This window comes from Streptomyces sp. 8N616, assembly GCF_052246385.1.
Classification (GTDB): domain Bacteria; phylum Actinomycetota; class Actinomycetes; order Streptomycetales; family Streptomycetaceae; genus Streptomyces.
On record NZ_JBQQBY010000029.1, the window covers coordinates 90,126 to 102,521 of the forward strand.

Annotated in this window: 11 protein-coding genes and 1 other RNA gene; 8 read left to right on the top strand and 4 right to left on the bottom strand. The window is 69.9% G+C overall.

The features are described 5' to 3' along the window. Positions 1-5: 5 nt before the first annotated feature. Together ACTWQC_RS25040 and ACTWQC_RS25045 are read left to right on the top strand one after the other, a co-directional pair. Positions 6-926 (top strand): hypothetical protein, encoded by a 921-nt coding sequence (locus ACTWQC_RS25040; RefSeq protein ID WP_443318042.1) that lies wholly within the window; start codon positions 6-8, stop codon positions 924-926. A gap of 86 nt (positions 927-1,012) precedes the next feature. Beyond that, positions 1,013-2,014 (top strand): trypsin-like serine peptidase, encoded by a 1,002-nt coding sequence (locus tag ACTWQC_RS25045; protein WP_443318043.1) that lies wholly within the window; start codon positions 1,013-1,015, stop codon positions 2,012-2,014. Here the strand turns inward: ACTWQC_RS25045 and ACTWQC_RS25050 are convergent. The 3 genes from ACTWQC_RS25050 to ACTWQC_RS25060 form a co-directional block, all read right to left on the bottom strand. Further along, a complete protein-coding gene (locus ACTWQC_RS25050; RefSeq protein WP_443318044.1) occupies positions 1,989-4,823 on the bottom strand; it encodes a BTAD domain-containing putative transcriptional regulator in 2,835 nt (944 codons plus the stop codon). The genes ACTWQC_RS25045 and ACTWQC_RS25050 overlap by 26 nt on opposite strands. Positions 4,824-5,022: 199 nt before the next feature. Then, on the bottom strand, positions 5,023-5,250 hold the full coding sequence (locus ACTWQC_RS25055) for a hypothetical protein (RefSeq protein ID WP_443318045.1): 228 nt from the start codon (positions 5,248-5,250) through the stop codon (positions 5,023-5,025). A gap of 279 nt (positions 5,251-5,529) precedes the next feature. After that, on the bottom strand, positions 5,530-5,808 hold the full coding sequence (locus ACTWQC_RS25060) for a helix-turn-helix domain-containing protein (protein WP_443318046.1): 279 nt from the start codon (positions 5,806-5,808) through the stop codon (positions 5,530-5,532). Between the two features lie 275 nt (positions 5,809-6,083). On the opposite strand from ACTWQC_RS25060, the gene ACTWQC_RS25065 reads away from it, so the two are divergent. The 4 genes from ACTWQC_RS25065 (at position 6,084) to ACTWQC_RS25080 (ending at position 9,526) form a co-directional block, all read left to right on the top strand. Then, the gene (locus tag ACTWQC_RS25065; RefSeq protein ID WP_443318047.1) at positions 6,084-6,704 is read left to right on the top strand and encodes a sigma-70 family RNA polymerase sigma factor; all 621 of its coding nucleotides are present in this window, start codon (positions 6,084-6,086) and stop codon (positions 6,702-6,704) included. 135 nt (positions 6,705-6,839) lie between these two features. After that, positions 6,840-7,484, top strand: coding sequence for a helix-turn-helix transcriptional regulator (locus tag ACTWQC_RS25070; RefSeq protein WP_443318048.1), 645 nt, complete (start codon positions 6,840-6,842; stop codon positions 7,482-7,484). A 195-nt stretch (positions 7,485-7,679) separates the two neighbouring features. Next, positions 7,680-8,789 (top strand): FAD-dependent oxidoreductase, encoded by a 1,110-nt coding sequence (locus ACTWQC_RS25075; protein WP_443318049.1) that lies wholly within the window; start codon positions 7,680-7,682, stop codon positions 8,787-8,789. Positions 8,790-9,037: 248 nt separating this feature from the next. After that, positions 9,038-9,526 carry a DUF6924 domain-containing protein gene (locus tag ACTWQC_RS25080; RefSeq protein ID WP_443318050.1) on the top strand — a complete coding sequence of 163 codons (489 nt, stop codon included), beginning with the start codon at positions 9,038-9,040 and terminating at the stop codon, positions 9,524-9,526. Positions 9,527-9,978: 452 nt separating this feature from the next. Here ACTWQC_RS25080 and rnpB read toward each other — a convergent pair. Continuing rightward, an RNA gene (gene rnpB / locus ACTWQC_RS25085) (RNase P RNA component class A) lies at positions 9,979-10,379 on the bottom strand. Between the two features lie 108 nt (positions 10,380-10,487). Here rnpB and yaaA point away from each other — a divergent pair. After that, positions 10,488-11,288 (top strand): peroxide stress protein YaaA, encoded by an 801-nt coding sequence (yaaA, locus tag ACTWQC_RS25090; protein ID WP_443318051.1) that lies wholly within the window; start codon positions 10,488-10,490, stop codon positions 11,286-11,288. Positions 11,289-11,375: 87 nt separating this feature from the next. Beyond that, entirely contained in the window at positions 11,376-12,005 is a 630-nt protein-coding gene (gene eda / locus ACTWQC_RS25095; RefSeq protein ID WP_443318052.1) for a bifunctional 4-hydroxy-2-oxoglutarate aldolase/2-dehydro-3-deoxy-phosphogluconate aldolase, read from the top strand. Positions 12,006-12,396 lie beyond the last annotated feature (391 nt).

The window sequence follows — 12,396 nt, forward strand, 5'->3', positions numbered from 1 at the left end:
TTCCCATGTTCTACAGACGTGCCGCCATGCTCGCCGCGCTCACCGCCACGGGCATGCTTCTGCTGTCCGCCTGCGGCGGCGACGCCGGAAGCGATGGCGCCACCGGCGAGAAGGCTCCGGCCGCCGCGTCCTCGTCCGGCGAGATCGAGCTGGCGTTCAAGCGCGGCACAGCCCAGGAGAACAACGCGCAGCAGAACACCGGCGATTGGGCGAAAGCTGCCGCACCAGCAGCAGCCGCCAAGAAGCCCGTGGTTCGCAAGTGGGTGCAGCTGTCGGCCGGTCGGGCCGGGACGCTGAATCACGTGGTGGTCAACGGGGCCGGGTTCACGCTGTACCGGTTCGACAACGACTCGGCCAACCCCTCGAAGTCCACCTGTGAAGGTGAGTGCGCCGCCACCTGGCCGCCGTATCTGATCGCTCCGGGTGGACGGATCTTCGTCGACGGGGTCACGCCCTCGGCGATCGGGGTCATCAAGCGGACCGACGGCAATTTCCAGGTCACCATTGGAGGCTGGCCTGTCTACCTCTTCAGCAAGGATCTCAAGGTCGGCGACACCAACGGCCAGGGTGTGGGCGGCACCTGGTTCGGCGTCACGCCCGACGGGCAGCGGGCCGGCCGGCCCACTGAGGCGGAATCCGGCAACCAGCCCAGCTCCGGTGCGTCATCGGAGGTCAGGCCCGCGAGCAGCGTCATCCTCTTCGACGCGCCCGACTTCTCCGAGAGCGGCGCCTCTCAGGGCATCGCGGGCCCCGGCTGCCAGAACGTCAGGCGGGGAAGCGCCTTCGGCTCACTGAGCACGAACGGCTCCGTCAAGATCTGGGAGGAAGCCGACTGTCAGGGCAGGTCCGCCACGGTCGAGGGCAACGTGAGCAACCTCGCCGACATCGAGTTCACCACGATCAGGTCGATCCGCTTCGCCGGCTGACCGCTGTTCTCCGGGGCGGGTGGGGTGACTCCCCCTTACGTTCCGCCCGCCCCGGGCACCACACGAGTCGAAGGATGGAAAGGGCCGTGACACGCCGCACACCGATCGCCGCCTGCGTCACCGCGCTCCTGCTCGTCCTTGCAGGTGCCGGCTGTGACTCCCCGCCACGCCTGCCGGCCTTCTCCAACCCCGTCGTGCCAGGGCTGTGGACCGCCCAGCGCATGTCGGAAGCCCGGGCCGCGGACACCGCCGTGCCGAACGGCATCGGCGAGGACGCCGGCACCACGGATCCCGAACCCGACCCGGTGCCCGCGACGGCGGAGAAGGTGGCGTACCGCGACAATGCCGCGGTGATCGGGAAGATCTTCTTCGACACCCCCGACGGGCCGAGCGTGTGCTCCGGCACTGCGGTGGAGGACCCGGCACGCCCCGGCAGATCGGGGCTGGTGTGGACGGCGGGTCACTGTATGCACGCCGGGGCCGGCGGCGGCTGGTTCCGCAACCTCGTCTTCGTACCCTCGTACAACGATCTCGGGCTCGACGCAGCAGGCCGGCAGGCCGCGGACGAGGACCGGATCGCGCCCTTCGGAATCTGGTGGGCCGACTGGGCGGAGGTAGCGCCCGAGTGGGTCGCCGAGGGTGCCCCCTCCGGCGGTGGTGGCTCGCCGTTCGACTATGCGGTGATGCATGTACAGCGCCAGGGGCTACCGGCCTCGCTCCAGGAGACGATCGGTCAGGCGGCGCCGGTCTGGTTCGGCGCACCGTCGGCCACTCGTATCGGGGACATGGCGGTCTGGGGCTATCCGGCCGAGTCCCCGTTCGATGGTGAACGGATGTTCTCGTGCCAGGACAGGCCCGGCCGTCTGTCGATCCGCTCCGACCAGCCGGTGCTGTACCGGATCGGCTGCACGATGACCGGAGGCTCCTCCGGCGGCGGCTGGTTCGCCCGCGGTCCGAACGGCGCCCTCGCGCTGGTGAGCAACACGTCCATCGGTCCGGCCGACAGCACCTGGCTCGCGGGGCCGCGCCTGGGTAAGCCGGCGAGGGAGTTGTATGAGCGCGTCAGTGACAAGGCCGGTTCTCTGTGAGGGCCGTGAGCTTCGCACGGACGGCCTCCGCGCCCGAATGGCCGAGCCGTTCCAGGATGGCGAGAGCCTCCGCCCATGCCGCACGGGCCGACTCCACCCCGGCCGCCGCGTGGTGGGTGTCCCCGAGGCGGCTCAGCGTGTCCGCTTCGGCGTAGGCGACGCCGAGTTCGCGGTAGAGGGCGAGGGCCTGTTCGTAGCCGGTGACGGCCTCGGTGTACCGCCCCAGATGGTGCTGGGCGAGGCCGATGCTGTCCCAGGTGTCCGCCTTGAGGTAGGGACGGTGGTGCAGTTCCGCTGTCGCCAGGGCTTCCCGGCAGTGGTCGAGCGCCTGCTGGTGCTGCCCGAGCAGGGTGTGGCACCAGCCGACGGCGTTGAGTGCCGCGGCGGTGCGCGCACTGTGGCCGGCAGCTCGCTGCAGAGCGAGAGACTGTTGGGCGTGGGAGAGCGCTGCCTCCAGGTCGCCCTGCCGCTCGGCCACCCAGCTCAGCTGCCGGTGGCTATCGGCGCAGGCGGTGACGTCACCGGCAGCGGTGAACAGCTCCACCGCCCGCTCCATGCGGTGCCGTGCCTCTTCGACCCGGCCCAGATCGGTCGCGGCCCGCGCCAGTCCCCGGTGGACGTGTGCCTGGGCACAGGGGTCGACGAGACGGTCTGCCGCCTCCATCGCGATGTGGTGTACGGCTTCGAGGTCGTGCCACAGCCCCTTCCGGTCCAGGTAGTGTCCGACGGCCCAGGCGAGCTGCCAGGTGTGCGTGTCGAGCCCATGAGCGGCCGCCGTTCTGATGGCCGCCACCAGCACCGCCCGTTCGGCGTCGAACCAGGCCGCGGCCGGGCCGGAGTGCCCCGGCTCCGGGGCGAATTCCTCGGCCCGGACGCCCCGGGAGGGGGCAGGCAGCACGATCGCGGGCCGGTCGGGAGAGTACGCCCGCCCTGCACGGTGGGCACTGTGCAGATAGTGGTCGAGGACGCGGACCCGGGCGGTGTGGTGCTCCTCCGGCGTGTCGGCGGTACGGGCCAGCTCGCCGCCATAGGTGCGCAGCAGGTCGTGGGCTGCGTACCGGCCGGGCACGGGTTCGTCCACGAGGTGGGCGTGGGCCAGTTCGCTCAGCAATTGGTGAGTGTGCGGGACCGTGAGGCCTGCGAGGCTTGCGGCGGCGGCCAACGAGGTGTCCGGGCCCGGATGCAGGGCGATCAGTCGGAACAGGCATGCGGCGGCGGGGGTGAGGGCGTGGTACGACCACGAGAAGACGGCGCGTACGTCGACCGCCGTGTCGGTGTCGCTGAAGGCGTCCAAACCGCTGCGACCGTTGGCGAGTTCGCCGGCGAGGGTCGTAAGAGGGAAGGCCGAGCGAGTCAGCGCCCGCGCAGCCGCGATGGACAGGGCGAGCGGCAGCCGGGCGCAGAGTTCGATGATCTCGTCGACGGCCGAGGGCTCGGCAGCCACTCGGTCGGCGCCCAGCCTGCGTACGAGGAAGTCGCGCGCCTCCGCCACAGAGAGCGCGTCGAGGGTGATGGGCTGGGCTCCGTCCGTGGCGATGAGGCCGGACAGCCGGTTCCTGCTGGTGACGATCACCAGGCAGCCGGGGCTCGCCGGCAGCAGCGGGCGTACTTGCTGAGCGTCGCGGGCGTTGTCCAGCAGGAGCAGCAACCGCCGCCCGGTGAGCCGTGTGCGGTAGCAGGCCGCCAGCGCGTCGGTGTCCTGCGGAAGGCTCAGCGGATCGGCCCCGAGTGACTCAAGAAGCGTGCGCAGCGCCCGGTCCGGGGAGACCGGCGGTCCGGCCGGGTCGAAGCCCCTCAGGTCGATGTAGAGCTGACCGTCGGGGAAACGGGAGGTGACATGGTGGGCCCAGTGCACGGCGAAGGTGCTCTTGCCGACTCCTGCCATGCCGGTGATGGCGCTGACGACGATGGTCGTGGGCGCCTCGCCGTTGCCGTCGAGCAGCAGGTCCATCTGTGCGAGTTGCGCCGCACGCCCGACAAAGGCCGGCAGGTCGGCGGGGAGCTGTGTCGGCGTCGGCTGGTCGGGGGCCGGCGCGGCCGGGTGCACGGGCGTGGGAGGGGCGGTCAGTCCGGCGTCCGCCCGCAGGATGCGCTCGAACATGTGCCGGAGTTCAGGTCCCGGATCGACACCCAGCTCGCCGGCGAGAACTGTGCGGGCCTCGCTGTACGTCGCGAGCGCCTCCGCCTGGCGTCCCGACCGGTACAGGGCGAGCATCAGCATCTCCCGGAACCGTTCGTCGAGCGGGTGCTCGGCCACCAAGTCCGCCAACTCACTTGCGACATACGCGTGTTCGCCCAGTTCGAGCCGGATCGCGAGGCTCACCTCCAGGGCCGCCAGTCGCAACCTGCCGAGCCTTTCGCGCTGTGCCTGGGCATACTCACCGCGGACTCCGGCCAGCGCGGTCCCCTGCCAGCAAGCGAGGGCGTCGTCCAGGTGCCGTGCGGCAGTCTTGACATCGCCGTCGCGGCGCGCCCGGTCGGCACGGGCAGCGAGGTCCCGGAAGGCAGCCAGATCGAGCGATTCGGGCGACGTATGCATCTGGTAACCGTCTCCCACCGAGAGGATCGCCAGGGGGCCGAGCTGCCGACGCAGCCGATGGACGTAGGTACGCAGCGAAACCACCGGGGACCCCGGCGATCCGGTCCCCCAGACGGCGTCGACCAGCGCTTCGACCGAGACCTGTGCGCCTTCACCGAGCAGCAGCATGGCAAGGACCGCACGCTGCTTCGGAGGCCCGAGGTCCACCTCGTCCGGCCCGCGCCAGCCGCGGACAGGCCCCAGGACGGTGAACCGCAGTTGTTCCGGCACTCAGGCTCTCCCCTGCTCAGATCGAGCACAAGGCCTCGCCGCCCGGCCGCCCTGATCCCAGGAAAAGCACTGACGTTCCGCGCCGGGCTCCATGGCGGCGCCTTCGCTGTGGCGATATCGCATGTTCCGCTTTCCGCTGATCCGCGTTCGGGCTGCGGTCGGCGCGCCGCTGCGGCCGTGACCACGGCTGCCTGCGATGCTACGGGCCGCAGGCCGGGCAGGCCATGATCGAGCGTCCAGCGAACCTGCGCGATCGTCCACGACAGCTAGAGGTGAATGCCCGGGCGGCGGCCGTACGGCGGCGTCGACGTCCGGCTCGGGCCTCAGGAGGTTCGGCGAGAACCTCGCCGGTGGCCGGGGTGACCGTGGTGAAGGTGGTGCCGTTCCCAGCGGCCCACTCGCCGCCGATGAGCATGCCGGTACGCATGGCTGGTTCTCCTCCTGCGCGAGTGATGCGGTGTCAGGAAGCGGCGAGGATGAGGTTACTCCGTCGGCACCCAGCAACAGAGAACTGCTCGCCTTTGTAGGTGAGTTGGGAAGCGAGTTGGGTGCAGTTCGAGATGAGTGACCTGCTTGGGGCTGCGGCGCTACGGGAGTCGCTGGGTAGGGATCAGACCGTCGAAAGAGCTCACGGGCAGGTAGCGCCAAGGCTCTGGATAGGTGACTGGCCCGCGGAAACTCCGCCGCTCAGTTCGCTCAGCTGACGTCACAGGGTCCCGGAGCGCAATGCGAAGGCGACAGCGTGGGCGCGGTTACGCAGTCCGAGGCGGTTGGTCATGCCACTGATGATGTTCTTGATGGTGCGCTCGGAATAGCTCAGCTTCTGGGCGATCTCTGTCGTGTCCAGGCCGTCCGCCAGCAGCCGCAGCACCTCCACTTCGCGGACCTCCAGTCCGGACGGCGTCAGCCCCATCGGCCCCAGCACGTCGCCGTGGACCGTGCCGATGTGGGGTGGCGGCCGGGGTCGCGGCCCGTCGCGGAACATTGCTGAAGCGAGACGCCATGTCAGCGGTGCGCGGTCCGCCTCGTGCGCTACTACGGCCCGCTGCCGGCCGGGGGTTCAGCCGCCCGCTCCGCCCGTCACGAACTGACTGAGTATCAGAAAGCAACGGCGCGTCCATCGAGGGCCAGAAGCATGCGAGACGTCCTCGGGCGTTCCGACGCGGCGGTTCATCAGGGGACGTTCCCAGCTGTCATCCGTACGCCGACCCGCCGCCGTTCGAGCAGTCGGCGTGGCCTGAAAGGCTCGGTCGAACCACCATGTACGTCACGTCCTCTTCGATCGCTCTGAAGAAAGACGGGAAATTGCCCGCGGTCGCCTCGTTGTCCGGCAGCGTTGCACAGCACGTTGCAGGCTCCGAGAAGGTGGTCCCGGACAGAGGCCAGGACTTCATGCGGGCGATCAGCACAGCGGAAGCCGGCCTGCTGTGCTTCGCCAAGTCACTCACCCTGGGTGACGTCCACAGCGCTGAAGACCTCGTTCAGGAGGCGCTGTTACGGGCCTGGCGCCACGCGGATCGGCTCATCTCCACCCAAGGACTCGCGCGTCCCTGGCTCTTCACCGTGGTGCGGCGGCTGGCCATCGACCGTGTCCGGGCCTCTCGCGCGCGTCCGGTCGAGCTGTGCGCATCGGACGTGGACGTAGACGTGGTGCCCGATGTAGGCGAGCGCATGCTCACCTCGCATGTTCTGAAGAAGGCGATGGCGGACCTGACCCCGCCCCACCGCGAGGTACTTGTTCACCGGTACTACCTCGATCGCAGCGTTGAGGACACTGCGGCCGCATTGAATCTCCCGATCGGCACGGTGAAGTCCCGCACCAGCCATGCGTTGCGGGCACTGCGCCAAGGCTTGATGCCCCAGGGAATCCACGCGGCGTGAACTCCAGACGACCGCTGAAGGTGGTGATCTTCAGCTTGGCCGCTCCCTCGACGTCGAAGGTGCCGGCGGCGAGGTGTCCGGCGAAGCGGATCCCGGCGGGCAGAGAGACGGGTGATCTGTTCGTTGGAGGCGATCGTGGCGGAACGGGTTCGGGTGATCTCGATCGCGATCCTCGCCAGTGACCCGGTCACCGGAGAGGGAGCCGCCTCCTGCCTGAGCAGGCAGCGGGAACTGACAGTGCTGCCCCCGCAGGAGCACGAGCGGGCGGACGTGATTCTGATGCTGACGGTAGACGTCACCGACGAGACGATGCTGCTCATGGAAGCGGCGTCCGCCCGCTCGGTCAATCCCGGCATGGGAATCGTGCTGGTCACCGGAAGTGTGCGCGAGGGCCAGGTGGTGCGGGCGGTTCAGTTCGGCCTGCGCAGCGTGATACGGCGCCAGGATGCCGGGTTCGACAGAATCGCCAAGGCCATCCGAGGTGTCGCCGACGGATGCGGAGTGCTGCCCGCCTCGGTCCAGGGCTGGCTCATCAACCACATCGGCACGGTCCACGGCGACGTGCTGGGGCCGATGGGGCTGACGCCGTCCGGACTGGAGGTCCGCGAAGTGGAGGTGCTGCGGCTGCTGGCGGACGGCCTGGACACGACAGAGATCGCCCAGAAGCTGAGCTATTCCGAGCGCACCATCAAGAACATCATCAGCGGCATGACCAACCGCCTCGGACTGCGTAACCGCGCCCACGCTGTCGCCTTCGCATTGCGCTCCGGGACCCTGTGACGTCAGCTGAGCGAACTGAGCGGCGGAGTTTCCGCGGGCCAGTCACCTATCCAGAGCATCCTCGCCCACGGTGCTGGTCACTGCGGCCAAGCCCGGAGAGCAGGGGACCGCAACTGGCAGCCAGCGACCGAGAACCGGGCCGCTGAACAAGTCGTAGTGCAAAACGTACCCCCGTAAGCCGTACAGGAGATTCGCATGTCCAGTCACCTTGAAGTCCTTGTGGTCGGAGCCGGCATCGCCGGCCTCGCGACCGCCACCGCGCTTCACCGCGAGGGAATGTCCGTCGACGTCATCGAGCGTTCTCCTGAGAGCCGAGCCATGGGGGCTGGGCTCTTCCTGCCCGGGAACAGCGTCCGCGCGCTGACCGCACTGGGGCTGGGGAAACACCTCAGCGCGCAGGGAGCGCCCATGCCCGGCCAGCGGCTGATGGACCACCGGGGCAGGGTGCTGGCCGACATCGACATGGCCGAACTGTGGAGAGGCACCGCCGGTTGCGTGGGCATCACCCGAGGCGACCTCCATGCGGCCCTGCAGGACATCGCGCCGGTGCCTGTCCGCCACGAGGTCACCGTGGTCTCGCTCAAGCAATCCGACGACGGTGTGCACGTGGAGTTCAGCGACGGCGGGAGCGGCCGGTACGACGTGGTCGTGGGAGCGGACGGCATACGGTCGGGTCTGCGAGAGTCAGTCGATCCGGCGGCCGGTGCCCGCTACCTCGGGCAGGTCTGCTGGCGCTTCCTGACCGACGCCCCCGACATCGACAGGTGGACCGCGTGGCTGGGCCCGGGGACGGCCTTCCTGGCCTACCCCGTCGGCGGGGGCCAGGTGTGCTGCTACGCCGACGTGGCGGCCGCCTCACCCAAGGACCCGACCACCGCCGCCGGTCTTCTCGGGCTCTTCTCCGGCTATGACCAGCGCGTACGGGACCTGCTGGCCACACCCGCCGCCCATGAGGCGTACTTCTCACCGGTGGAGGAGGTCAGCGGCGAGACATGGGTGCGCGGACGCGTCGTGCTCGTCGGGGACGCCGCGCACGCCAGCTCGCCCAACATGGCCCAGGGCGTCGCCATGGCCGTCGAGGACGCTCAGGTCCTCGCCGAGGTACTGGCCACCGGGGGTGACACCGAGGACCTCCTCCAGCAGTACGTCCAGCGCAGGCTCTCCCGCACCCGGTGGGTCCAGCGGCAGACCCACCGGCGCGACCGGTCCAGGTCCATGCCGCCCGCCGTGCGCAACATCGCGTTCCGCTACGGCGCCAAGGCCTTGTGGGAGCGCGGCTACGCCCCGCTGCGCGACCTGCCCTGACTCCGGCCCTGACGCCGCCTGTACGCACCACAGGCGTGCCGGTCGTGGAGGCGCCGGCGGACTCAGCACTGTGTCCGCGCCCGGCCGTCTATCTAGATCTGGCGATCATTTGCGCAGGTCAGAAGCCTTCCTTCGAGTAGGGACATAAGGGCGGTGGCGTCAACAATGAAGGTCAATGCGACGTGCGAAGGACTGACGGTGGCTCACGAGACAGCCGGACCCATGCCGGGCAATGTGGGAGGGGATACATGAAAGCGATACCTGAGATTGTCGGGCGTGATGAATTCGACGCCCTGGTCATCAGGACCAACTACGACGACGAGGCCGCATGGCAGGCAGTGGTGGCGGACCTGGCTCAGTCATGGTGCGACGTCGGCGAGTTCGAAGCCTCCGTCCACCTCATCGACGATCCTGCCTGGGCCGATCTCGGGCCCGATGAGGTCCTCAACGCGGCGAGGCGGGATGAAAACCTGAGCGTGGTGTTCCTCGCCGACCGGGTCACGATGCGGTCTGTCCATCGCGCGCTGCTGGCCCTCCACATCACCGACGAAGAAGACGAAGACCTCGACCCGATGTACTACGAGGCGCTCATCGCCTCCCCGCCACCTCGCGGATTCAGGACCGTTCCGGTCGGCGTCCACGACGTGCACGCAAATCTGTCGATCGGCAACATGGACTTCGCGGAATTCGCCAAGGCAGCGTTCGCCGATCCCGACCGAATCTACCGGTCCTTCTGAGCGTGCTACTCCCGCTCTGAGCACTTCTACAGATTTCGACAATGGGCACAAATAGGCCATAGGTTACGCATCCTGCCCTACCAGGCGCTTCGCCCTGCCACTGGGTGCCGGGCAGTGCTCTCGTGAATTCGCTCGCCACCCACCCACCACCTCCACGTCTACCGTGCCTGGCGGGAACATAGTGCTCGTGTGCGACCTCGGCGTGAGCCTCTGCTCGTTCGAATCAGGTCACTTCGCCGCCCCGGAACGCCGTCCAGCGGCACGCTCCGCTTCGCCAGCCAGCGGACGAAAGTTGTCGGCTGGGGGCACACTCATGGCGCCTTTGGGCCAGCGTGCACATCGCGTGCACCATCGCGCGGGAACTCCCGGGAAGCCGCAGGTACAAGCGGGAAACCCATCGGGATGCATTGTGGCCCTGGCCAGGGCAAACACCCTGGCCAGGGCCACAATGGCAGACGAGTCGAGCTGTACGCCGGGTTCTGTCTCCGCCGGGCCTCGCGGCCCGGTGGGAGGCGGTCATCCATCTAGGACCGGCGTTGCCGCCGGCCTCGTGCGGTCCACCCGCGGACTCGGGCGGGCAGCCCTCGATCGTCCGCGCAGGGCCATCTGCCGATGGCCCCTCTTGACCTTGCTCCGGGTGGGGTTTACCGAGCCGTCCGAGTCACCTCGGACGCTGGTGGTCTCTTACACCACCGTTTCACCCTTACCGGGGGCCGAGGCCCCCGGCGGTCTGTTTTCTGTGGCACTGTCCCGCGGGTCACCCCGGGTGGGCGTTACCCACCACCCTGCCCTGTGGAGCCCGGACGTTCCTCGGCAGGACCCAAGGTCCCGCCGCGACCGCCCGCTCGGCTCGTCTGCCGTGTTGACCATGGTACCCGCCGCCGCGAGCCCCGAGGCCGGAGGCCGTTAGGCTGCGGCGCCGGGGCCGCACCCCCGACCCACCGCGTGAAGGAGATCCACCGTGCTCGTGCTGTTGCCGCCGTCCGAAGGAAAGGCCGTCGGCGGGTCCGGGGCGCCGCTCAGGCCCGAGGGGCTGTCCCTCCAGGGGCTCGGGCGGGCGCGGGAAGCGGTGCTCGACGAGCTGGTCTCGCTCTGCTCTGACGACGAGGAGAAGGCGCGCGACGTGCTCGGCCTGAGCGAGGGGCTGCGCGGCGAGGTGGCCAAGAACGCCGCCCTGCGCACCGCACCGGCCCGCCCCGCAGGCGACATCTACACCGGCGTGCTCTACGACGCCCTCGGCCTGCCCTCGCTCGAGGCGGCCGCCCGCAGGCGGGCCAGGCGCTCGCTGCTGGTGTTCTCCGGGCTGTGGGGTGCGGTGCGGATCGGCGACCGGATTCCGTCGTACCGCTGCTCGATGGGCGTCAGGCTGCCGGGACTCGGGGCGCTCGGCGCGTACTGGCGGGAGCCGATGGCCGAGGTCATGCCGGAGGTGGCGGGGAACGGGCTCGTGCTGGACCTGCGGTCCGCCGCGTACGCCACCGCCTGGAGGCCGAAGGGCGAGGTCGCGGGACGTACGGCGGCCGTACGCGTGCTCCACTCGCAGAGGGTGGACGGCGTCGAGAAGCGGTCCGTGGTCAGCCACTTCAACAAGGCCACCAAGGGCCGTCTCGTACGGGACCTGCTGACGGCCGGGTTCACGCCGAAGGGCCCGGCCGAGCTGGTGGAGGCGCTGCGCGAGCTCGGATACGTGGTGGAGGCGGAGGCGCCCGCGAAGCGTGGCACCGCCTGGCGGCTGGATGTCGTCGTGACCGAGATCCACTGAGAGCGGGCGGGTGGCCAGAGCCCCTCCATGTTGCACCATGTGCAACGCACATTGCACATAGCGTTGAGCGCCCGGCAGGATGGCGCCATGACTTCCGTGCTCGACCTCGCCCCCGTGATCCCCGTGGTGGTCCTCGCGGACGCCGCGGACGCCGTGCCGCTCGCCCGTGCGCTGGTGTCCGGGGGCCTTCCCGCGATCGAGGTCACGCTGCGGACGCGCGCCGCGCCCGCCGCGATCCGGGCCATCGCCGACGAGGTGCCGGACGCGGTGGTCGGCGCGGGCACCGTGATCTCGCCCGGGGGCGCGGAGCTCGCGGCCGCCGCTGGGTCCCGCTTCCTGGTCAGCCCGGGCTGGACGGACCGGCTGCTCGACGCGATGAAGGGGTCGGGGCTGCCGTTCCTGCCGGGTGTCTCGACCACCTCGGAGGTCGTGGCGCTGCTGGAGCGCGGGGTGACGGAGATGAAGTTCTTCCCGGCGGAGGCGGCGGGCGGCACCGCGTACCTCAAGTCCCTTTCCTCGCCGCTCCCTCAGGCCCGCTTCTGCCCGACGGGCGGGATCGGCGCGCTCTCGGCGCCGTCGTATCTGGCGCTGCCGAACGTGGGCTGCGTGGGCGGTACGTGGATGCTGCCGCCGGATGCCCTCCGGGCGAGGGACTGGGGGCGCGTGGAGCAGCTGGCCCGCGAGGCCGCGTCACTCCGCGACCGCATTGCGCGCTGACACGACCGAGGCGCGCGTCGGCGCGGCCGAGTCACGGGCTGACACGACCGAGGCGCGCGCTGACGCGGGCCCAATCGCGCGCTGGCGCGGCCGAATCGCGCAGGCCGGGACCCCCGGTCCACGCCCGCCCCTGCGCCGCGTCCGCGTACAGCGGTGCGGTCATGCGTTCCGCGGGGCTGGGGGGACCTCCCAGGCGGAGCTCTGGGGAGGGTGGGCACACCGCGACCACCGGCGTGCAGCGGGTGCGAAACGCCAACCCACGGGTACGGGTGGCCACCGTCGCCGGGTGCGGGCCGGCTGTGTCCACCCTCCCCATAGCCTGAACGGCATGGGGGTACCCCCATCGCCCCAGCGGAACGCATGCCCGCGGCTTCCGGGCTTGGGGGGGGGG